General features: G+C 61.5%; 21 protein-coding genes and 2 pseudogenes. 14 read left to right on the top strand and 9 right to left on the bottom strand.

Features of this window, described 5'->3' with window-relative positions; translation table 11 throughout:
• Positions 1–21: 21 nt before the first annotated feature.
• Positions 22–1,212, bottom strand: coding sequence for a class I SAM-dependent methyltransferase (locus tag P0D84_RS00660; RefSeq protein ID WP_408331618.1), 1,191 nt, complete (start codon positions 1,210–1,212; stop codon positions 22–24).
• A gap of 13 nt (positions 1,213–1,225) precedes the next feature.
• On the opposite strand from P0D84_RS00660, the gene P0D84_RS00665 reads away from it, so the two are divergent.
• From P0D84_RS00665 to P0D84_RS00690, 6 genes are all read left to right on the top strand, one after another.
• A complete protein-coding gene (locus P0D84_RS00665) occupies positions 1,226–2,044 on the top strand; it encodes an SDR family oxidoreductase (RefSeq protein ID WP_408331620.1) in 819 nt (272 codons plus the stop codon).
• Positions 2,045–2,140: 96 nt separating this feature from the next.
• Positions 2,141–2,536 (top strand): dihydroneopterin aldolase, encoded by a 396-nt coding sequence (locus P0D84_RS00670; RefSeq protein ID WP_074281934.1) that lies wholly within the window; start codon positions 2,141–2,143, stop codon positions 2,534–2,536.
• Positions 2,537–2,539: 3 nt separating this feature from the next.
• Positions 2,540–3,538, top strand: a complete 999-nt coding sequence (gene ttcA, locus P0D84_RS00675) for a tRNA 2-thiocytidine(32) synthetase TtcA (protein ID WP_408331622.1) — start codon at positions 2,540–2,542, stop codon at positions 3,536–3,538.
• 155 nt (positions 3,539–3,693) lie between these two features.
• Positions 3,694–5,055 (top strand): bifunctional UDP-N-acetylglucosamine diphosphorylase/glucosamine-1-phosphate N-acetyltransferase GlmU, encoded by a 1,362-nt coding sequence (gene glmU / locus P0D84_RS00680; protein ID WP_408331624.1) that lies wholly within the window; start codon positions 3,694–3,696, stop codon positions 5,053–5,055.
• A gap of 60 nt (positions 5,056–5,115) precedes the next feature.
• Positions 5,116–6,933, top strand: coding sequence for a glutamine--fructose-6-phosphate transaminase (isomerizing) (gene glmS, locus P0D84_RS00685; protein WP_408331626.1), 1,818 nt, complete (start codon positions 5,116–5,118; stop codon positions 6,931–6,933).
• 120 nt (positions 6,934–7,053) lie between these two features.
• Positions 7,054–7,422, top strand: coding sequence for a hypothetical protein (locus P0D84_RS00690; RefSeq protein ID WP_408331628.1), 369 nt, complete (start codon positions 7,054–7,056; stop codon positions 7,420–7,422).
• 10 nt (positions 7,423–7,432) lie between these two features.
• Here P0D84_RS00690 and P0D84_RS00695 read toward each other — a convergent pair whose 3' ends face one another.
• The 4 genes from P0D84_RS00695 to P0D84_RS00710 form a co-directional block, all read right to left on the bottom strand.
• On the bottom strand, positions 7,433–7,717 hold the full coding sequence (locus P0D84_RS00695) for a hypothetical protein (protein ID WP_408331630.1): 285 nt from the start codon (positions 7,715–7,717) through the stop codon (positions 7,433–7,435).
• A gap of 199 nt (positions 7,718–7,916) precedes the next feature.
• Entirely contained in the window at positions 7,917–8,513 is a 597-nt protein-coding gene (locus P0D84_RS00700) for a hypothetical protein (protein WP_408331632.1), read from the bottom strand.
• Between the two features lie 98 nt (positions 8,514–8,611).
• Entirely contained in the window at positions 8,612–8,872 is a 261-nt protein-coding gene (locus P0D84_RS00705) for a DUF6723 family protein (protein ID WP_408339595.1), read from the bottom strand.
• 199 nt (positions 8,873–9,071) lie between these two features.
• A complete protein-coding gene (locus P0D84_RS00710) occupies positions 9,072–9,722 on the bottom strand; it encodes a glutathione S-transferase family protein (RefSeq protein WP_408331634.1) in 651 nt (216 codons plus the stop codon).
• Positions 9,723–9,846: 124 nt separating this feature from the next.
• Between P0D84_RS00710 and P0D84_RS00715 the strand changes: the two genes are divergently transcribed.
• The 5 genes and pseudogenes from P0D84_RS00715 to P0D84_RS00735 form a co-directional block, all read left to right on the top strand.
• The gene (locus tag P0D84_RS00715) at positions 9,847–10,812 is read left to right on the top strand and encodes a helix-turn-helix transcriptional regulator (RefSeq protein WP_408331636.1); all 966 of its coding nucleotides are present in this window, start codon (positions 9,847–9,849) and stop codon (positions 10,810–10,812) included.
• Between the two features lie 406 nt (positions 10,813–11,218).
• Positions 11,219–11,860: a lytic transglycosylase domain-containing protein gene (locus P0D84_RS00720; protein ID WP_408331638.1), complete on the top strand. Its 642-nt coding sequence runs from the start codon at positions 11,219–11,221 to the stop codon at positions 11,858–11,860.
• A 180-nt stretch (positions 11,861–12,040) separates the two neighbouring features.
• Positions 12,041–12,733: a DUF2242 domain-containing protein gene (locus P0D84_RS00725; protein ID WP_408331640.1), complete on the top strand. Its 693-nt coding sequence runs from the start codon at positions 12,041–12,043 to the stop codon at positions 12,731–12,733.
• Between the two features lie 778 nt (positions 12,734–13,511).
• Complete coding sequence (locus P0D84_RS00730; RefSeq protein WP_408331642.1) at positions 13,512–13,763, top strand: hypothetical protein; 252 nt, start codon at positions 13,512–13,514, stop codon at positions 13,761–13,763.
• A 220-nt stretch (positions 13,764–13,983) separates the two neighbouring features.
• Positions 13,984–14,466 (top strand): annotated as a pseudogene (locus P0D84_RS00735) (sigma 54-dependent transcriptional regulator); the annotation flags it as partial.
• Here P0D84_RS00735 and P0D84_RS00740 read toward each other — a convergent pair.
• Entirely contained in the window at positions 14,454–15,383 is a 930-nt protein-coding gene (locus P0D84_RS00740) for a DMT family transporter (RefSeq protein WP_408331644.1), read from the bottom strand. The pseudogene P0D84_RS00735 and the gene P0D84_RS00740 overlap by 13 nt on opposite strands.
• Before the next feature lie 265 nt (positions 15,384–15,648).
• Here P0D84_RS00740 and P0D84_RS00745 point away from each other — a divergent pair.
• Both P0D84_RS00745 and P0D84_RS00750 read left to right on the top strand, forming a co-directional pair.
• Positions 15,649–15,826 (top strand): annotated as a pseudogene (locus P0D84_RS00745) (IclR family transcriptional regulator domain-containing protein); the annotation flags it as partial.
• Between the two features lie 213 nt (positions 15,827–16,039).
• The gene (locus tag P0D84_RS00750; protein ID WP_408331645.1) at positions 16,040–16,252 is read left to right on the top strand and encodes a hypothetical protein; all 213 of its coding nucleotides are present in this window, start codon (positions 16,040–16,042) and stop codon (positions 16,250–16,252) included.
• A 153-nt stretch (positions 16,253–16,405) separates the two neighbouring features.
• Here the strand turns inward: P0D84_RS00750 and P0D84_RS00755 are convergent, their stop codons facing one another.
• Both P0D84_RS00755 and P0D84_RS00760 read right to left on the bottom strand, forming a co-directional pair.
• Positions 16,406–16,684, bottom strand: a complete 279-nt coding sequence (locus P0D84_RS00755) for a hypothetical protein (protein WP_012434605.1) — start codon at positions 16,682–16,684, stop codon at positions 16,406–16,408.
• Between the two features lie 138 nt (positions 16,685–16,822).
• Positions 16,823–17,578 (bottom strand): Mut7-C RNAse domain-containing protein, encoded by a 756-nt coding sequence (locus P0D84_RS00760; protein ID WP_408331647.1) that lies wholly within the window; start codon positions 17,576–17,578, stop codon positions 16,823–16,825.
• 94 nt (positions 17,579–17,672) lie between these two features.
• Between P0D84_RS00760 and P0D84_RS00765 the strand changes: the two genes are divergently transcribed.
• Positions 17,673–18,542: an NAD(P)-dependent oxidoreductase gene (locus P0D84_RS00765; RefSeq protein ID WP_408331649.1), complete on the top strand. Its 870-nt coding sequence runs from the start codon at positions 17,673–17,675 to the stop codon at positions 18,540–18,542.
• Between the two features lie 381 nt (positions 18,543–18,923).
• Here the strand turns inward: P0D84_RS00765 and P0D84_RS00770 are convergent, their stop codons facing one another.
• Positions 18,924–19,748 carry an OmpW/AlkL family protein gene (locus P0D84_RS00770; protein WP_408331651.1) on the bottom strand — a complete coding sequence of 275 codons (825 nt, stop codon included), beginning with the start codon at positions 19,746–19,748 and terminating at the stop codon, positions 18,924–18,926.
• Positions 19,749–19,880 lie beyond the last annotated feature (132 nt).

Below are 19,880 nucleotides of genomic sequence, written 5' to 3' on the forward strand. Positions count from 1 at the left end.
CAAATCCCTAACGCAAGAAAATCACAATGTATGTGACCGGTCGCCACTGGAAAACGCTTGCAGCGTGTCATCCAGCCCGCGCGAAAACGCAATCACCTTGAACAGCTCACCCATCTCCGCCTCGGACAACAACTTCTGCACCGCATTTGCCGCAGGCAAAAACTTCATCGTGTCCGAAGGATCGAGCGCCGATAACGCCTCGGTAATCCCCGCATTCAACAAGAACCGCGCCTGCGAAGTAAACCCCAACAAATCCGCACCAGCCTCGACCCCCGCTTCGGCGATGCCGGTAAATTCGACGTGCGCGGTAACGTCCTGCAAGCCCGGATAAACGAACGGATCGCCATGCGCCCGGTGCCGGTAATGGCACATCAACGTGCCCTGCGCGCGCTGCTCATGGTAATACTCGTGACGCGGAAAACCATAATCGATAAAGAATGCCGCCCCGCGCGTGAGCATCGTGCAGATGGTCCGTGTGAATGCCCGGGCGGCGTCGTGCGTCTCGGTCACGTAGTCGTCGCCGGCAGTTTCGATCTCGGCCAGAAACGCAATGTCCGCTACGGCTGACACCGGACGGTCGTCGAACGCAAAGGCCTCATCGCGCCACACCACGCCGCGTTCGTGCCAGGCGCCGCCGGTAAAAGCAAAGAGCCTCACGGGCATCGCGTCCAACACCTCGTTGCCGATCACCACGCCCTCAAAACGCTCCGGCAACGCGTCCAGCCAGCGCACCTTCGCGGCCAGCGGCGGCGCGGCGGCTTCGATTGTCTCGCGTTGGCGCTCACGCAATTCACCCGACAAATCCACAATCGAGTAACTATCGAATTCGACGCCCAGCGCGTCGAGCGCATTCAGCAATCCGACGGCCAGTTTGCCCGTGCCGGCGCCGAATTCCATGACCTCGCGCGTATTGCTCGCCTGCAAGGCTTCGGCAAGCGGGCGCGCCAGCGTTGCAGCGAACAGCGGGGACATTTCGGGCGCCGTCACGAAGTCGCTGCCGTCGTCGCCGCGCAGCCCGAACTTGCGGGCGCCGCCGCTGTAATAGCCGAGTCCCGGCGCGTACAGCGCGCGCTCCATGTAGCGGTCGAACGGCAGCCAGCCGCCAGCCGTTTCGAGCTCCGCGCGGATCTGTGCGACCAGCGCTTCGGACTGCGCGAGCGCGCTCGGGCCGGGAGCAGGTAAACTATCGGGTTGGTGAGCTTTCGGATTCATCCCCGCATTGTAAATGACCGCCTCTATGGATACTGCCGCCGCCCGCGCGCCTGAAACGCCGCGCATCGTGCTGATTACGGGCGCCGCCCGCCGCATTGGGCGCTCGCTCGCGCTCGGCTTTGCCGCGCGTGGTTGGGACGTCGCGGTCCATTACGGGGCGTCGCGGGCCGAAGCGGACGAACTGGTCGCGGAAATCCTCGCCTTGGGCCGCCGGGCAGTGGCTTTGCACGCGGAATTGGGCGACGAAGCCCAGGTCGAGCGATTATTGCCCGCCTGTACCGCCGCGCTGGGCCGTCCGACCTGTATCGTCAACAACGCGTCGCGCTTCGAAGAAGATACGGCGCTTAACGTCGGTTACGACCTGCTGCTGAAGCTCACCGCAATGAATCTCGGCGCGCCGCTCGTGCTGGCGCGTATGCTGTTCGAGGCCACGCCGGAGGCCGCGCGCACCGACGAGAGCCAGCGCGGCGTCGTCATCAACGTGCTGGATCAGAAGCTGTACAACATGAATCCGGATTACCTGTCGTACACGCTGTCGAAAGCAGCGTTGCAGACAGCGACGGTGGCACTGGCGCAGGCGTTGGCGCCAAAAGTGCGCGTGGTAGGCCTCGCGCCCGGCCTGACGATGCAATCCGGCGATCAAACGCCGGCAGGTTTTGATGAAGCTCACCGTGCTACGCCTCTGGGCCGCGCATCGCGGCCGGAGGATATCGTCGCCGCCGCGCTGTATCTCGCCGATGCGGCGGGCGTCACCGGAACGACGCTGGTGGTCGACGGTGGGCAGCACCTGGTGCCGCTGCCGCGCGACGTGATGTTTTTGACGGGCGCCTGAACCGCGCGCGCTTGTTGCCGGGTTGAACCGGCAGCCGCCCGTGCGCTGAAGCGTCCCCTTGCGTGCCCCGCACGCTTTTTTTCGACTGGAACGAACATGTTTGCCGCTCTTTCGCATCCCCGGCTCGCCGATTGCCGCCGGCTCTTTCTGCGCAATTACGAAGTGCACATCAACATCGGCGTGCACGACTTCGAAAAGCGTGGCGAACAGCGCGTCGTGATCAACGTCGAACTGTTCGTGCCGCTCGCGCTGTCCACGCCGGTTCAGGACAAGCTGAACGAAGTCGTCGATTACGACTTCATGCGTTCAACCATCGCGCGTCGCGTCGAACAAGGTCATATTCACTTGCAGGAAACGCTCTGCGACGACCTCGTCAAGGCCTTGCTCGCTCATCCGCAGGTGCGTGCCGTGTGCGTATCGACCGAAAAGCCGGACGTTTATCCTGACTGCGACGCGGTGGGCGTCGAGGTCTTCCGCATCAAAGAGGATTGAGCCATGAATGCTCAGGAAACCCTGAACGGCGGCGCGGCCCCTGAAGCTGCACAGGCCGCGCACGCCTCAGCGGGCAAAGCGCCGCTCACGCGCCGCGAGCAGAAAGAAGCCTACGAGAACAACAAGCTGTTCAAGCGCCTTGCGCGCCAGGTCGGTGAGGCGATCGGCGACTTCAACATGATCGAGGAAGGCGACAAGGTGATGGTCTGCCTCTCGGGCGGCAAAGACAGCTACGCGATGCTCGAAATCCTGATGCGGCTGCGCGAACGCGCGCCGATCAACTTCGACATCGTTGCGGTGAATCTCGACCAGAAGCAGCCGGGCTTTCCGGAGCATGTGCTGCCCGAATACCTGAAGCAACTCGACATTCCGTTTCACATCGAGAACCAGGATACGTACAGCATCGTCAAGCGGCTGGTGCCGGAAGGCAAGACCACCTGTTCGCTGTGCTCGCGGCTGCGCCGCGGCATTCTGTATCGCGTGGCGGGCGAACTCGGCGCGACCAAGATCGCGCTCGGCCATCATCGCGACGACATCCTGCAAACGCTGCTGCTGAATATGTTCTACGGCGGCAAGCTGAAGGGCATGCCACCCAAGCTGCAATCGGACGACGGCAAGAACATCGTGATCCGCCCGCTCGCCTATGTGAAGGAAGCCGATCTGGAGAAGTACGCGGAGCTGCGCGAATTCCCGATCATTCCGTGCAATCTGTGCGGCAGCCAGCCGAACTTGAAGCGCGCGGAGATGAAGGCGCTGATCCGCGATTGGGAGAAGCGCTTCCCGGGCCGCATCGAGAACATGTTCAATGCGTTGTCGAACATCGTGCCGTCGCACCTGATGGACCACAAGCTGTTCCCGTTCGCCGGCCTGCGCGCCACGGGCGAGGCCGATCCGCAAGGCGATATCGCCTTCGACGAAGAGCCGTGTTCGACCGATACCGGCGATGGTGCGCGGCTCGGTGCATCGAAACCGATCTCGATCGTCCAGTTCGACGATATGTGAGAGACACGGAAAACAGGCGGAAAACACACGAAAAACGTGCGGGAAATGTGGGATTTGGCGCTTTTCTACCCACTTTAAGGCCGCCCGAGCGGCCTTTGTCGCCATAGGCTGCATGATAGAATCGTCGGCTCCAAACTTGTCTATTTGTCGACGCCATGAACATCGTGATTTTGGCGGCAGGCACCGGCAAGCGCATGCGGTCCGCGCTTCCCAAGGTGCTCCATCCCCTGGCTGGCCGGCCACTCCTCGCTCATGTCATCGACACTGCCCGCACGCTCAAGCCCACGCGGCTCGTCGTGGTGGTCGGGCATGGCGCTGACGCCGTGCGTCAAGCGGTAGCGGCGCCGGACGTCCAGTTCGCCGCGCAGGAGCAACAACTCGGCACGGGCCACGCGGTGCAACAGGCGCTGCCGCTGCTCGATCCGTCCCAACCCACGCTCGTGCTGTATGGCGATGTGCCGCTCACACGCGCCAGCACGCTGCAGGCGCTGACCGATCGCGCGGGCCAAGGCGGCTACGGTGTTCTCACCGTCACGCTCGACGACCCCAGCGGCTATGGCCGCATCGTGCGCGATCAGCACGGCAAGGTGTCGCGCATCGTCGAACAGAAAGACGCAACGCCCGAGCAGCTCAAGATCGCCGAGATCAACACCGGCATCATCGTCGCGCCGACCGAGCGCCTTGGCGGCTGGCTCGCGGCGTTGAAGAACGACAACGCGCAAGGCGAGTTCTACCTGACCGACGCGGTCGAGATGGCAATCGAAGCAGGGCTCGAAGTTGTCACCACCCAGCCGGACGAAGAGTGGGAAACGCTCGGCGTGAATAGCAAGCAGCAGCTTGCCGAACTCGAACGGATTTATCAGCACAATGTCGCCGAGGCGCTGCTGATTGCCGGCGTCACCCTGGCCGACCCGGCTCGCCTCGACGTGCGCGGCACGCTCGAATGCGGCCGCGACGTCTCGATCGACGTGAACTGTGTGTTCGAAGGCCGCGTCACGCTGGCCGACAACGTGACCGTCGGCCCGAACTGCGTGATCCGCAACGCGACGATCGGTGCCGGCTCGCGTGTCGACGCTTTCACGCACATCGAAGGCGCCGAGGTCGGTGCGAACGTGGTGCTCGGCCCCTATGCGCGGCTGCGTCCGGGCGCGTCCTTGCAGGACGAGTCGCACGTCGGCAACTTCGTCGAGGTGAAAAACGCGGTGCTCGGTCATGGCTCGAAGGCGAATCATCTGACGTATATCGGCGACGCGGATATCGGCGCGCGCGTGAATATCGGCGCGGGTACCATCACCTGTAACTACGATGGCGCGAACAAGTCCCGCACGATCATTGAAGACGACGTGTTCGTCGGATCGGATACGCAGCTCGTTGCGCCAGTGCGCGTGAAGCGCGGCGTGACGATCGCCGCGGGTACGACAGTGTGGAAGGATGTCGAAGAAGACATGCTGGTCCTGAACGATAAGACTCAAACAAGCAAGCCGGGATACGTACGCCCGACCAGGAAGAAAAGTTGATGGGCGTGACGCGCGCGCGGAGCGCGCTCCCTGAAACCCGGCACTGAAAAGGAATAAGCCATGTGTGGGATTGTCGGCGCGGTTGCGCAACGTAATATCGTTCCCGTCCTGATCGAAGGACTGCGTCGCCTCGAGTATCGCGGCTACGATTCGTGCGGCGTCGCGGTACTCGGTAATGACGGGCCGCGCCGTGCTCGCAGCGTCGCGCGTGTGGCGGATCTCGACGAGCAGGTGCGCGAAAGCCACCTTGAAGGCATCACGGGTATCGCGCATACGCGCTGGGCGACGCACGGCGCGCCGGTGACCGACAACGCGCACCCGATCTTCTCGAAAGATGAGCTCGCGTTGGTACACAACGGCATCATCGAGAACTACGAGTCTCTACGTGAAATGCTGCGAGGCAAGGGTTACACGTTTGTCTCGCAGACCGATACAGAGGTTATCGCACATCTGATTCACAGCCTGTATCGCGGTGACCTGTTCGCGGCAGTACGTGAAGCGGTTGCGCAATTGCACGGCGCGTATGCGATCGCGGTGCTGCATAAGCATCAGCCGCATACGGTGGTCGGTGCGCGGCAAGGTTCGCCGCTGGTGGTGGGTCTCGGCAACGCCGAGAACTTTCTCGCTTCGGATGCGCTGGCGCTTGCCGGCAGCACCGAGCGCTTCATCTTCCTTGAAGAAGGCGACGTTTGCGAACTGTCGCTCGAAAGTGTGCGTATCGCCGATCGTGACGGCAACGAAGCGCAGCGCGACGTGCGCCAGGTCGCGGCGTATGGCGGCGCGGTCGAACTCGGTCCGTATCGTCACTTCATGCAGAAGGAAATTTTCGAGCAGCCGCGCGCGATTACCGACACGATCCCGCAGGACGATTCGTTCGACGCGTCGATATTCGGCGAAGGTGCCGAGAAGGTGTTCGCGGATATCGACAACCTGCTGATTCTGGCATGTGGCACGAGCTACTACTCGGGACTGACCGCGAAGTACTGGCTCGAGTCGATCGCGAAGATCCCGACCCAGGTGGAAATTGCCAGCGAGTATCGCTACCGTGAGTCGGTGCCGAATCCGAAGTCGCTGGTAGTGGTGATTTCGCAGTCGGGCGAAACGGCCGACACGCTGGCGGCGCTCAAGCATGCGCAGTCACTGGGGCATAAGCATACGCTGGCGGTGTGCAACGTCGGCACGAGCGCGATGGTGCGCCAGACGGAATTGTCGTTCCTGACACATGCCGGTCGCGAGATCGGCGTGGCGTCGACCAAGGCGTTCACGACGCAACTGGTTGCCCTGTTCGTGCTGGCCGCGACGCTTGGGAAGCTGCGTGGGCAGGTGAGCGCGGAGCAGGAAGCCGAGTATCTGAAGCAACTGCGCCACTTGCCGGCGGCGTTGAATAGCGTGCTGGCGCTGGAGCCGCAGATCATTGCGTGGTCGGAAGAGTTTTCGCGCAAGGAGCATGCGTTGTTCCTCGGTCGCGGCTTGCATTACCCGATCGCGCTCGAGGGCGCGTTGAAGCTCAAGGAGATTTCCTATATTCACGCGGAGGCGTATCCGGCTGGCGAGCTGAAGCATGGGCCACTGGCGCTCGTGACCGAAGCGATGCCGGTGGTGACGGTGGCGCCGAATGACGCGCTGCTGGAGAAGCTGAAGTCGAATATTCAGGAAGTGCGCGCACGGGGCGGTGAGCTCTATGTGTTCGCGGACGCGGATACGAAGATCGTGAATCATGAAGGTCTGCATGTGATCCGGATGCCGGAGCACTATGGCTTGTTGTCACCGATTCTGCACGTGGTGCCTCTGCAACTGCTGGCGTATCACACGGCTTGTGCGCGTGGAACGGATGTGGATAAGCCGCGGAATCTGGCGAAATCGGTGACGGTGGAGTGAGGGTGGGGTGCGGGCTGACACGGTACACTGCACTTACCGTGAAATTGTGATCATATTGATTCACACGCCCTCGCCCACAGGTAGTGGGTTTGCTTAACCGTAGCAGGCAAACCAATAGCCATGACTGACCCTGGATTTATTGAGCACGAAAGTGCGCGTTCCGACCTGCTATGTTTCCTCGTCGCGACTGCAGCAGCATCCTACGCGCTAACTAACGAATGGCGGGTGGACCATGTTGTGGCGTGCTGCCGCCAGTGGTTGAAGAAAAATCGCCTGAGGATGCGCTGGCCGGACCGAGTTCGCATCGGCCAACTTGCTCTGAAGATCGCCGGTAACGACTTACTGGCGGCCGGGGTCGCGGTCCGGTTGTCTAGCGTCAATGCCCTCTTCACCAGCGAAATGGAACTCAACGAGTCAAGCACAATGGTTCAGCGGATGAAGGCGCTTTGCCACGACGCACTCGCAGCACATCACAGTTCCAGCGTGTAGGAACTGCTTTTCAAATCGAGGGCAACAGTGACCGCGCCTGCCTCAGAAGGGCATGCGACGCGGCAAACTCATTGCGTCCAGCCATTGTTAGTGCGGCTTGGCCTGTGCGCGCGAACAGCTCGTCATCGTTTGTCGCGACAGCACTCGAATCTCTGCTCAAATATTCGTGCTTGCGAAACAACGCTAGCATCTGCAGCGCATCGATTTGCAAATCCTCAGGACCCGCCTTGGCAAGAAGCTCAGCAGCGGCTGCCAGTTGAAGCGTGGCCAACAGGAATTCAGAGCGGTCCAGCATACTGACCTCGTACGGCAAGAGCCTCGGGGAGAAGTCCCTGCTTGCTCGTATTCGCCGCGGATGCATTCATTTGTGATTCGAACGACCTCATTAACACGCTTCTATTCGACGATGAAGGTATTGTCGCGTTAGAACGCCTGCTTTTCGAGCGAAGTTAAATATCGGAAGTTGCGCCTGCTATTGAAGCGGCTTGCACATGTCACTCCCTCACCACCTCCACCGCAGCAGCCGAGATAAACTCCGCCCGCACGCTATCCCCGACTTTCAACTCGTCGAGCGGAATCCGCTCTGCCGCCCTCAGCACCTGCCGATGCTTCGGCCCACGCAGCGTCACCATCCGGCTTTTGCGGTCGATCTTCAGCACCGTCGCGACTATCTGCACCCGATGCGCCGACGATGCGTATCCCGCTGAAGCCGGTATCGTCGCCGTTGTCTCGATGCGTTCGCGAACACCTTTGGTCCTCACCTTGTCGATTTGAAGCAGCAGCGCCTGCTGGTACGCAACGTTCAGCTTGTCGCCGACCCGCAGTTTCCTGACATCGCCCAGCTTGGGGTTGACGTCGACATCCGCCAGATTGCCGTGCGGACCACGCAGCGTGATGCTGTTGGTGGCCGGGTAGATCGCTACGATGTGGACCTGAGCGTGAATGACTTCGGCTTCTCCGAGCGCCTTCTGACCGGCATCGGCTTCAGCGTCAGCGTTCTGAGCGAAGCCGGATTGGCAGCACGCGGCCATCAGCGCAACCGCCGTCCATACAACCGCGGCCGATGAGCCCACTTTGCGCAGACGAGACATCCATTGCTCCCGAAGTGACCACCTCAAATGACAATGCCGAATGACCAAGCCAAGCAATCAATCCAGGTGATCACAAAACCTCAGCCACGCTCCCTCGCTTACAACTCCGGGCGCGCCAAGTCGCTGGTCACGATGTGCTCGCCATATACCTGCGCCGCCGCGACGGCCTCCAGCTTGGTCGCGTAAGGGCCGAGTTCCGGCGCGCCGTCGAACGGAAACAGCACGCGGCCATCGGTGGTGCGAACCACCTTCAACACGCCGAAGAAACGCCGGTAGCCAGCCAGCTTCGACGTGGCCGAAACTTCAAAATCTTCCTCCGACGTCGCGGGGACGCTGGGAATAAATGCAGTCTTGCTCATACCTGAAAACATCTCTTGTTCAATGGGGCGGCATCTGCATGAAAGGCCGAGGTGACGCCCGGTTGTCCCGGGAAGACATTCACCGGCGGCCTTCATTGTCTCAAATCCCGGCGCATTCAACCGGAAGCCGATCAGCGAACCGGCCGCCGCGTGCATCCCGCGTCCTGCATCACCGCGACAGGCCTTGCCGTAAGCAGTGTCATCCGGCGGCCTTGACCGCCGCCTCATGCTCGGCCGCTAACGCGACGTCCCGCTCGCGCACCTTCACGAAGCTCGGCCGCGAGCAGATACGCTGGGCATACTCGAGTACGACCGGCGTCTCGGGCACCAGCTTGAACATCATCCCCCAATGTAACGCGATGCCCCACAAGATATCCGCCGCCGACATCCTGTCCCCGAGCAGATAAGGCGTCGCCTCCAACTGGCTCGTCAGCGTGCCGAGCATCGAATCGAAGTCGCCGTAAGGCGAGGTGGCAAGCGGCGCCAGGTCGCGCTTCATCGCCTTGTCGACGAGCGCCGGTTCGTAACATGCCGCGTAGTACACCAGCCAGCGCAGGTACGGCCCGCGCGATGGATCGTCGAGCGCCGGCGCGAGGCCCGCGTCAGGAAACAGGTCGGCCAGATAGATGAAAATGGCGACCTGTTCGGTGACCAGCGCGTCGCCGTGAAGAATCGCCGGCACTTTGCCGAGCGGATTGATCGCGAGATAGGGCGCCCTGCGCTGCTCGCCTGCCTTCATGTTCAACACCTTCAGCTGATACGGGGCGCCGAGCTCCTCGAGCAGCGTGAGTGCGCTGACAGAGCGGCATTGCGGCGAGTGGAACAGCGTGATCGTACGTTCTGGGGTCATGGCTGGGGCCTTGCTGGTCAATGAACATCGGTTGGGAACACCAGCATTCATCTGGCGCCGGATGCAGCCATACTAGGCCTTCGTACCTGTCAGTTTGTGTCAGGTATGACTACACTTTCTGCGCATGAGAGCCAGCCGCCTCCTTTCCATCCTGATGACACTGCAAGCGCGTGGCCGTGTGTCCGCGCAGTCGCTTGCCGACGAATGCGCCGTTTCGCTGCGCACGATCTATCGCGACATCGACGCCTTGAGCGCCGCAGGCGTTCCCATCCAGAGCGAACGTGGCGCGGAAGGCGGTTATCGTCTGCTCGATGGATACCGCACGCGTCTGAACGGTCTCTCTTCGCAGGAAGCGGAGGCGCTGTTCCTCGCCGGCTTGCCGGGACCGGTGCAAGCACTCGGTCTCGGCGCCGTGATGGCCGGCGCGCAAATCAAGTTGCTCGCCGCGCTGCCGGTCGAATTGCGCTTGACCGCGGAGCGCATGCGCTCGCGCTTTCACCTCGATGCCCCGGCCTGGTTTTCCGACGCGGATCAGCCCGCGAATCTGCCGTTGATCGCCAGCGCGGTGTGGGAACAGCATCCGCTGGAGATTCGCTATCAGAGTTGGAAAGCCGAAAAGTTTCGCCGCATCGAACCGCTCGGCATCGTGCTGAAAAGCGGGGCCTGGTATGTGGTTGGCCGGGTCGGCACGGATATCCGCATCTACCGCATTTCGCGCATTCTCGAATTGAGCATGCTGAACGAAACATTCGAGCGCCCGGCCGTTTTCGATCTGGCGGCCTACTGGCAAGACAACACGCAGCGTCTGTCCGAAGAGATGCACGCGAGCGAGGCAACGCTGCGCCTGTCGCCATGGGGTATGCAGATGCTCGAAGTCTTCGTCTCACCGTTCGCACGCTCAGCGGCGAAAATCGGTGAACCGGATCCAGCCGACGGCTGGCGCACGGTCACATTGCCGGTGGGCTCGGTCAGGCAGGCATGCGCGGAGTTACTGCGCTTCGGCACCGAGGCCGACGTGCTGGCGCCACCGGAATTACGCGCCCGTTTCGCGGAAGTGGCGACGGCCTTGCATCGCCGCTACGCGCAATGAGGGTGACGTTTTGGCAACCTCGATTAGAGCCTCGGTGTAAATTGCAACTAACGGATCACATTTCAGACGCAAAGCGCTATCAGACAATCCGGCGGCCGGCGATTGCGCCTCCTGCTATATCGATCGATTGTGCGTCGAGGGTTCTCGTCCGCTAACTCAGCGACTTCAACTTCCAGGCGCCGGCGTGCGGCGCAAAACCAGCGTTGGGCGGAAACGAGTGTTCTTCCGCAACGCCCTGTTTTTCACACGCGGAAGAACGTGCTGCACCTCTACGTGTAACGCGACACGTGAAGCGCTCGGAAATCACCAGCTGGTGGGCTTTCCTCTGAGGAATTTCGGCCGTTTGGTGCACCTTTTGGGGGCAGAGCTATAATGCGTCAATCCCTTTCCTTCCCCGTCCTCAGTTATGAGCCGGTTACTTTGCCTGATCGTGCTTTCGCTCGGCCTGATGCAAGCCGCGACGGCGGACGAAAACAATGACCGTATGTCCGCGTATCTGACGCAGAAATTCGGGCTGGCAAAGGAACAAGCTCAAAAGATTTCGGACGCGGTGCAGTCCGCCGCTTCGAAATATTCACTACCGCCGTCCCTGCTGCTGGCGATCATCTCGATCGAATCCCGCTTCAGGGAAAAGGCCAAGGGTGCCAATGGCGCGACCGGGCTGATGCAGGTGGTGCCGGGGGCTCATCGCGGGCTGCTGAGGAACGTCAAGGACCTCACGGAGCCGACCACTAACATCGAGGTCGGCTCGGCGATCCTGTACGGCTATATGCGCTCAGCAAACGGCGACATGAACGCCGCGCTCAAGAGTTATGGCGGATCACAGGCATACGCGAAGAAGGTGAGCTTGCGCATCGAAGATTTCGCCGGCGTCGCTGCTCCACAGGACGTCGCATCGCGTCCGGACGCGCAAGCCAGTATGTGCGAGGCCGATCGCTGCGCGGCGCCGGATAATTGGGCCAACGCTTTCACGATACCTGCCGTCAATAGTCCCGCAGTGAGGGGCGCCGCGGCGCTATCAAACGCCTCGCCCGCAACGCCGCACTAAATTAAAGCTTCCTTCCTCTTGTTGAGTCTCTGTAGCGCTTTCTCGCTGAAGCCCCGGAGATGACTCGTCACGCCGCGTAAGGCGGCGCGGGGCGTGCGCTGCGCGTCTTTTACGCACAGTGGGCAACCGCTCTACAATGCATTCCCATTCGAGCTCACGCCGCGCCTCTTCCGATCGACCATGCTTACCTCGTTTTCCAAGGCCACTGCCATTGCCGCTGCGCTGCTCGGCCTGCTGACACTCGCCGCCTGTAGCAGCGCCCCGCAGCCGAAATTCCAGCAGGAATTGTTCGAAACGGGCGCGAGTCCTTACGCACGAAATTTCAACTCGAACACCACCGATACCTGCGAGGCCGCGCGCCGCGCGCTGCTGAGTCAGGGCTATCTGACGACGATGACGCGCACTGATACGGTAGACGGAACGAAAAATTTCCAGCCGACCGGCGATACGCACATCGTCGTCGAGTTTCATGTGGTGTGTACGCCGGGCGAAGAGGCGAGCGATACGAGCATCGTTTACGTCAACGCTGTGCAGAACGGCTTTGCGCTGAAGAAAAGCGATACCTCGGCGAGTGTGGGACTGAGCGTGCTCGGTTCACTGTCGCTACCGATCCGCTCGAACAGCGATGCGATGGTCAAGATTTCGAGCGAGACGATCCCGTCGGGCAAGTTCTACGACCGCTTTTTCGGTCTCGTCGATCATTATTTACAAACCGTGGTGCGCACGCAGCCGGTTGCAAACAGCCGCATTGAGACCCGCATGTTGCCCGTGCCGGTCGAAGCGACGATTCCCACGCCTGTTCCCGAAATGCCGGATGCAATCGACAAGGCTGCTTCTGTGCAACCTGCAAGCGGAGCGGGCGTAGCGCCTTGATGCATCCGTTGATATTGCGGATTCGGGCCGGTCAAGACCTGATCAGCCTTTGATCTCATCACGCTGCGGTACTTATCCTATGTCTTTTACTTCATACGTATATATATGTAGTAATAGTTAACAAGGGTTAACCCCGTCTGTGGATAACTCTCAAATTCGCCGTTACATCAAGGTGATGCGAAACCCATAACCTAGCGGAACATCTCTGTAGAAAAACTGCAAAGCTGGGATAACTTTGACGGGACTTGTCCGCGGCCGCGCCTTATCAAGATTCCGCGCACAGGCTGTCCGATGCGCTATCCCGAAGTTATTCATAGGTAATTGTGGATAACTTGCGTATCCGGTCGCATTGCGCCAAGCGGCGGCTTGGCTTTTTCGTCGACGCCATCCGCTCGCCACCGTACAGACCGGGACTCCTCAAGGCGCGCACATTGAAGTCGGAAGGTACAAAGATTGCGTCTCTGTTTTTGCAAGCGCAACTGTTGCTATTTTGTCAAAACCATTTCAGCAACGCCCTATCCAGGCATAGAGTTAAAGTGTTTTCTGAAGTTATTGGTGCAGTGCGGGGGTGAGTAATGAAACGCAGAACAGCACGACAGCTAGTCCGTCTTCTCTCGGATCTCAGGCACGCCAGCCACTGCACGACGCTGCGGGCGGCGGCCACTAACCGGGCCATATCGCTCGCATCCTCTGAGCATTACGAGGAGGGTTCCGGAAGTGACGAAAGCAACGAAGCCGCACGCGACACGCATCACGACAAGCCGGTCCGGAGCGGATCATGAGAGAAGCTAGCGAGCAGTCGCTGCGTTTCCTGGTGGAGAAATGGCTGGCGCCGGGCCCTTCGGTTCCGGTTCACGTCACCGAATTCAGCCGCACCCGTCTGGGCGGAAGGCGTTATGTGCGCGTGGAGACTTCTCTCGAAGCCGGGTCACGCGGTCTCTTTTTCTTTCGTCATGACGACGGCTGCTGGTGTGTGTTTCCACCCACTGCCGATACCCCCAAACTGTTTGCGTATCCGCGCGCCGCTTGACGGCGGACGCCGCCGTCAAGCGGCCGCCGTGCTGTCGGGAAATGATGACTGCGTGCTTTACGCGAATCGCCTTGCGTAAGCAGTCATCCAGCGCGCCCCCGGCGCAGATCGCCGAACGATCGCCCCGCGCTTTGCCGCTGCCCCCGCGCTACCCCTTTCACGCACACCACCTGCCGCAGCGGGTGTACCACCTCGACGAGACTGTGCTGCGCTGCCATCACTGGATCGCTTCGGGCGCGAGCAGGGTGAGCTGGTGCGTTTCAACGTCGAAGCACGGCGCCGTTATCTGGCGTTCGCCACGTCCGCGAAGGCCACGTGGACGGGTAATTTCCGCGAGTTATCGGCCTCGGTGACGCGGATGGCGACCCTGGCCGACGCCGGGCGCATCACGGAAGACAACGCCCTTCAGGAGATCGAGCGTCTGCAGCGGACATGGACACCTCCGCTCGGAGATGCCGACGCCGACATAGTGTCACGCACCCTCGGCGTGCGTGTCGACGAGTACGACCTGTTCGATCGCTTGCAACTGCGGCGTGTGCTGGAGGTGTGCGAGGCGTCGGCGAGTCTGTCGGAAGCGGGGCGCACGCTATTTGCGGTATCGCGGCAAGCCACGAAGCAGCCGAACGATGCCGACCGCTTGCGCAAATATCTCGCACGGTTCGGCGTGGAATGGGGCGATTGGCTAAACCCTCACGAGGCGTGAGGCGAACGCTCGCTTGCGCGTCGCCAGGCGGGCATCACCTGGCACACGATCAAACCCGCGAGCATCAGCGTGCAACCGAATAGCGCGCGCGCCGATAGTGTTTCGCCGAGCACGAGCCATCCGGCGAGCGCGGCGAAAACGCCTTCCATACTGAAGATCACGGCGGCATGGGACGGCGTCGCATGCTTTTGCGCGACCACCTGAATCGTATAAGCGATGCCCACGGACAACGCACCGCCATACAAAATAGTCGGCGCGGCACGCTCGATCACCACCAGACTGACTGGCTCGATCGCGAGGCCGACGACCAGACATGCGAGCCCGCAAGTCACGAATTGCACGAGCGCCAGCATCAGTGGGTCATGCCGCAGCGCGAAACGCCCGACCAGCATCATCTGTACGGAAATCACTAACGCGCCGGCAAGCTGATACCAGTCGCCGTACAGGATCGAGAAGTGCTCGTTGACGCTCAGAAAGTACATGCCGAGCGCAGCGAGCGTCGCACCGAGCCAAGTGCCGAATCCGGTTCGATGCCGAAACAGCACGCCTAGCAGCGGCGCAATCACCACGTACAACGAACTAATGAAGCCGGCGTTGGCGACCTTCGTGTATTGCAGGCCGATCTGTTGCAACGAAATCGACGCAGCCAGCACCAAGCCGAGCAGCACACCCGCGCCGAACAGCTCGCGTGCGCCGCCGGGTTCGCGCTTCGACAATTCCGCACGCGCGGAGCGCCGCGCGCAGACGATCATTGCCAGCACGACCAGCGCGCCGAGCAGGAAACGCAGTCCGGTAAACAGAAACGGTCCGATCGCATCGAGGCTCAGGCGTTGCGCGACGAACGCGGAGCCCCAGATCATGGCCGCGATCAGCATCAGCAGATTGGCGCGCAGGTGTTGGCGTGTATCAGGTCTCAAAGGCAGTTTTTCGAATTCGGTTGTTCTAACAAGGCGTGCAGGGCCAGGCGCCGATTTTATCCGCGCGCGCACGCGCCGGATACGCCGCCACAATCCAGCCGGTTGCACGGCGAGCCACTCGCGCGATAATCGCGCCATGGCCGGACGGCTCGAGACACGACTGACCCACCGGGCAGGCCGGCTTTCGGGCAGACGCAATGGACGAGAAAGACTGGATCGCCGGCGCCGCGAAGGCGCTGGCGATCATCGAGGCATTCGACGAAGTTTGGGCATGCGTGGTGTCGCGGTGCCGTTGCGTGACCGGCATGGCGCGGTCGTGGCGGCGATCAGCGTGAGCATGCCGATCGGCCAGGAGTCGGCGAATGCCGCGCTGCATCGGGGCACTGCCGACTCTCCAGGAGCGCGCCAGTCCGCTGCGAAATCTGCTCTGCAAGCGCTACTAGGTAATCTCCCTAATACGCTCTGCTAATGAGTGAAAGCATCACGAAAGCAAGCTGTCTCCCGGAAAATACATATCGAGTTTTGGGCATGACAAACCGCCTACACTGCGTAATACTCTCCCGCGGGGAGCGGTAAGGCGCCTCAAGCCCTGTCTGCTTCACCGTGCAGCTATTTCATTCACATTGACTCAGTCGTCCAGGTTTGGGGAACAACACATGAAAAAATTTATCGTCTCGCTCGCAGCCGCTTCGATCGCGCTGGTCTCCGTTCAAGCTTTCGCACAGGCATCGGACGCAGCAGCGCCGGCCGCTGCTGCTAGCACGCCGAAGAAGCACCACATCAAGAAGCTGAGCACGCACGGCAAGCGCGCTCACGTTTCGTCGGCTGCTTCGGCTGCAGGCACGAACGACAAGGGCACGCAAAACTAAGCTCACGCCTGGTTGCGTCGGGCGAATCCGGCCGGTTCTCTTCTGCGCGCCGCTAGCCGGCGAGTGCAACGTAGTGCCTGTTAAGTGCCGGCAGCAAAAAGGCCAGAGCTCATGCTCTGGCCTTTTTGCGTTGAACAGCGGTTTTTGCGGCGTTTAGCCCGCGAGGCCGCGCTTGATGACCTCGTTCAGCAGTCCGGTCATGCCTTCCGGATGTGTGGCGGCCCGTTCTTTCAGTTCAGTGACCAGGTCGCCATTCAGCTTGCAGGCGAACGCGACGAGGCCTTGCGCCTGGTCGAGCTTGCGCTGTTCGCGGCGATCGAGCTTCGGCTCGGCGGCTGCGGCTTTGCCGAAGCGGTCTGCGGTCGACAGTTTCATTGCGTTGTTCAGCTTGAGTGCCTTGTTTTTTTCAAGGTCGGTCTTTTTCATCGCCATACGGAAGGCCTCTGCCAGATAAGTGATCCCGCATTGTACGCATCGCGCCGCGCGTCGAGCGAGCCGCGGCGATTCCGCACTCGAGCGGCGTTGGAGCGGAGTGCGGGCCGCGCGAAGTCTGCGGGATCGAGCAGGTGTTCAAGCGTGACGCTCCGGCGCGCCGGCCACGCTGTCCATCAGCGCACGCATTCGTTGCCAGTGCGTGCCTTCCCAGAACACGCGCCGGCACACGTCGCAGGTGACGAACTGGTGGTGTCGTTCCAGCACGCCATCGGGCGCCCGATCACCAACTTCAGCTTTGGCGATACGCCGCAGCGGCGCATTGCACATCAGACACAAACGGAACGGCTGCGCGCTGCCGGCCAGATCGAGCCGTTCAAACACTTCGCGCAGTTGCTCATGCGGACGCAGCGTACGCACGTAGCAGCCATGCGTGATGGAGCGGCGTTTCAATAGCTCACGATCGCGCGTCAGTACGATGCGTTGTTGTGCGGCCGCGAGCGCTTCGATATCCGCGTCGGGATAGTGGTTGTCGTAGAGTGTGTCGAAGCCGGCCAGCCGCAGCAGCGGGGCGAGTCCACCCAGATGCGCATCGGCAATGAAGCGCACCACGCGCAGCGGATGTTCGCGTACGCGCAACAGCGGCTGGATGTCGAGCGCTTCAAACTTCGGATAAACGGCGATGCGATCGCCGTCGGACAGCAGATGATTGAAACCGACCGATTCGCCATTCACCAGGATCAGCTCGACCTCGGTATGCGGCACGCCAAGCACTTCGATCATATGTTTCGCGGTTGCGCCGGGCGCGCAGGCGTAGCTGAACGCGTGCCGGCGCAAGGGCCGGGCGAGAAAATCGTTCAGCTCCTCGTAGAAGCGGAATGTCGCGGTGACCATCGCAACAGTATCGCACCGGGTTTAATTGCGCGCTGTCCTGCACGTGTCGCATGGGTGTGCTTTACTTCCAGTTCCTTAGAAGACGGAGTAACAGATGGACATCGGTTTTATCGGTCTCGGCGAGATGGGTGCCGCGATGGTTGCAAACATTTTGAAAGCCGGGCATCAGGTGCGCGTGTGGAACCGCTCACCGGAACGCGCTCAGTCGCTCGCCGACGCCGGCGCGCGGGTCGTGGCGACGCCGGCTGAAGCGTTTGCGGGCGAGGCCGTGTTCTCGATGCTCGCCGACGATACCGCGCTGCGCGAAGTCATCACCGCGTCGCTGCTGGAACACGCCCCGCGCGGCTTGATCCACGTGAACATGGCGACAATCTCGGTGGCGCTGGCCGAGGAATTGGCGACGGCGCATGCCTCGCGCGGCGTCCATTACGTCGCCGCACCGGTGATGGGGCGGCCCGACGTCGCCGCCGCTGGCAAGCTGACGATCGTGGCGGGCGGGCCGGCGGAGTCGATCGACCAAGTGCAGCCGATTTTCGACGCCATCGGCCAGAAAACGTGGCGTATCGGTTCGCTGCCGCAACAGGCGAACGTGATGAAGCTCGCGGCCAATTTCATGCTGGGCGCGGCCGTCGAGACGCTTGGCGAGGCGGCCACACTGGTAACCGGCCACGGCCTCGCGATGCAGGACTTCCTCGACGTCATCACGAGCGGCCTGTTTCCGGGGCCAGTCTATGCGGGCTACGGCAAGATGATCGCGGAGCAGCGTTACGAGCCGGCGCTGTTCAAAGCGCGTCTTGGATTGAAGGACCTGCGCCTCGCGCTGGCGGCCGCTGACGCGGTCACGACGCCGTTGCCGATCGCAAGCGTGGTGCGCGACAGCCTGATCGAAGCGATGGCGCATGGCGACGGCGAGAAAGATTTTGCTGTGCTGGGACAGGTGGCGGCACGGCGGGCGGGGCGCTGAGCCCGCGGCCGGCTACGGCCGGCTCCAATCGCAAAAACGCCGCGCAAAAATTGTTGCGTTTATACAACGGTGAGGGTCAACCCTAATTTGCATGTTGCGACGCACCAAAGCATTTGCTATAGTTCTTCTTGTCTCCTCCATGTCTCCTCTGATATGGATTCAGCCCGCCAACTTAGGCGGGCTTTTTTTTGCCTGAATTTCCGGCATCCTCCCGTTCGCGTGCTGACTGTTTCGCACAGTCATCGCTCAGCAGCCGATATCCACCGAGTATCCAGCGCCGCCCAGGCAGCTAACCCACCGTTGCTCGCCGCCCGCGCTAAAAAGACAAAGCCGACTCGCCCCTGACCAGGACCAGCCGGCTTTGTCGGGTCTGCACCGAATTCAGAACCTATACGAAACGGCCAGGAAGGAAATGATCGGATCGGCCTTCAGCTCCGCCTTCGAGACACTTAGTTCCGTGCCGTCCGCCGCCTTGATGATGACCGACGAGGTCGTCTTCAACGGGATATACGTGACCGATGCCAACAGGCCCCAATGGTCGGTGATGTTGTACGACAACCCCGCATTGAACACGGGTTGCCACGACGAAGAGGCCTTCGCAGACACCTGCGTCTGCCCAGGCTTGCCTGCACCGGCAGCCAGCACCGAGCCGAGATTGTTCTGGGTGGACGTGACGAAGTTCTGACTTAGCTGAATGTCGGAGAACCAGTTATACGACACGCCGATGCCAACAAACGGCCTGAACTTCGCCGTGGGCGCATTGAAGTAGTACTGGAACAGCAGCGCCGGGCTCCACTGGCGCACGCTCTTCACGATCGGATTGGCCTGCGGATCGCCGAGGTCCTGCTGGCCGAGCGCCCCTGCCGGTCCCGGCGGCTTGATGGTGCCGTGGCCATAGATCTTGAAGACCGGCGGCACGCCCGCCACCGTCGTCACGGCGATGTGATCGGTGAGGTAGTGGCTGAATACGAGGCCGACGGTATTGGCGCTATTGGTCGACAAGCCTGTGCCGCTGGACGTGAACGAGCTCGGCAGACGCAGTGGCGTATTGATCGGTGTCGGGGCGACGTTGGTGGTCAGCGGCGTGCTTGAATCCTGCGGCATGACGTGGAACCAGCCGAGCACGGCGACGTTGTCGCCCGCTTGTTGTGCATGCGCACTGGCTGACAGACAAGCGGCCAATATCGCCAGATAGAGTTTTTTCATGTTGTTCCTCCTGAGGCGCGCGTTACGTTAGCGCGCGCGGCGAGCGACGGCGGGTTGGCTGCCCAGCCGGTGCGCTAAATACCCGATGGACGCCGGCTGCCGCGCGATGACTATGCGCAGCAGCCGGCACGC

This window comes from Paraburkholderia sp. RL17-337-BIB-A (genome assembly GCF_046025895.1).
GTDB lineage: Bacteria > Pseudomonadota > Gammaproteobacteria > Burkholderiales > Burkholderiaceae > Paraburkholderia > Paraburkholderia fungorum_C.

What these genes read in the sequence shown, in the direction of transcription:
- P0D84_RS00750 (WP_408331645.1), top strand. Translation starts at nt 16,040, where the DNA reads ATGAAAAAATTTATCGTCTCGCTCGCAGCCGCTTCGATCGCGCTGGTC.
- P0D84_RS00755 (WP_012434605.1), bottom strand. Translation starts at nt 16,684, where the DNA reads ATGGCGATGAAAAAGACCGACCTTGAAAAAAACAAGGCACTCAAGCTG.
- P0D84_RS00665 (WP_408331620.1), top strand. Translation starts at nt 1,226, where the DNA reads ATGACCGCCTCTATGGATACTGCCGCCGCCCGCGCGCCTGAAACGCCG.
- P0D84_RS00725 (WP_408331640.1), top strand. Translation starts at nt 12,041, where the DNA reads ATGCTTACCTCGTTTTCCAAGGCCACTGCCATTGCCGCTGCGCTGCTC.
- P0D84_RS00720 (WP_408331638.1), top strand. Translation starts at nt 11,219, where the DNA reads ATGAGCCGGTTACTTTGCCTGATCGTGCTTTCGCTCGGCCTGATGCAA.
- P0D84_RS00670 (WP_074281934.1), top strand. Translation starts at nt 2,141, where the DNA reads ATGTTTGCCGCTCTTTCGCATCCCCGGCTCGCCGATTGCCGCCGGCTC.
- P0D84_RS00770 (WP_408331651.1), bottom strand. Translation starts at nt 19,748, where the DNA reads ATGAAAAAACTCTATCTGGCGATATTGGCCGCTTGTCTGTCAGCCAGT.
- P0D84_RS00760 (WP_408331647.1), bottom strand. Translation starts at nt 17,578, where the DNA reads ATGGTCACCGCGACATTCCGCTTCTACGAGGAGCTGAACGATTTTCTC.
- P0D84_RS00730 (WP_408331642.1), top strand. Translation starts at nt 13,512, where the DNA reads ATGAGAGAAGCTAGCGAGCAGTCGCTGCGTTTCCTGGTGGAGAAATGG.
- P0D84_RS00700 (WP_408331632.1), bottom strand. Translation starts at nt 8,513, where the DNA reads ATGTCTCGTCTGCGCAAAGTGGGCTCATCGGCCGCGGTTGTATGGACG.
- P0D84_RS00710 (WP_408331634.1), bottom strand. Translation starts at nt 9,722, where the DNA reads ATGACCCCAGAACGTACGATCACGCTGTTCCACTCGCCGCAATGCCGC.
- ttcA (WP_408331622.1), top strand. Translation starts at nt 2,540, where the DNA reads ATGAATGCTCAGGAAACCCTGAACGGCGGCGCGGCCCCTGAAGCTGCA.
- P0D84_RS00715 (WP_408331636.1), top strand. Translation starts at nt 9,847, where the DNA reads ATGAGAGCCAGCCGCCTCCTTTCCATCCTGATGACACTGCAAGCGCGT.
- P0D84_RS00690 (WP_408331628.1), top strand. Translation starts at nt 7,054, where the DNA reads ATGACTGACCCTGGATTTATTGAGCACGAAAGTGCGCGTTCCGACCTG.
- glmU (WP_408331624.1), top strand. Translation starts at nt 3,694, where the DNA reads ATGAACATCGTGATTTTGGCGGCAGGCACCGGCAAGCGCATGCGGTCC.
- P0D84_RS00765 (WP_408331649.1), top strand. Translation starts at nt 17,673, where the DNA reads ATGGACATCGGTTTTATCGGTCTCGGCGAGATGGGTGCCGCGATGGTT.
- glmS (WP_408331626.1), top strand. Translation starts at nt 5,116, where the DNA reads ATGTGTGGGATTGTCGGCGCGGTTGCGCAACGTAATATCGTTCCCGTC.
- P0D84_RS00705 (WP_408339595.1), bottom strand. Translation starts at nt 8,872, where the DNA reads ATGAGCAAGACTGCATTTATTCCCAGCGTCCCCGCGACGTCGGAGGAA.
- P0D84_RS00695 (WP_408331630.1), bottom strand. Translation starts at nt 7,717, where the DNA reads ATGCTGGACCGCTCTGAATTCCTGTTGGCCACGCTTCAACTGGCAGCC.
- P0D84_RS00660 (WP_408331618.1), bottom strand. Translation starts at nt 1,212, where the DNA reads ATGAATCCGAAAGCTCACCAACCCGATAGTTTACCTGCTCCCGGCCCG.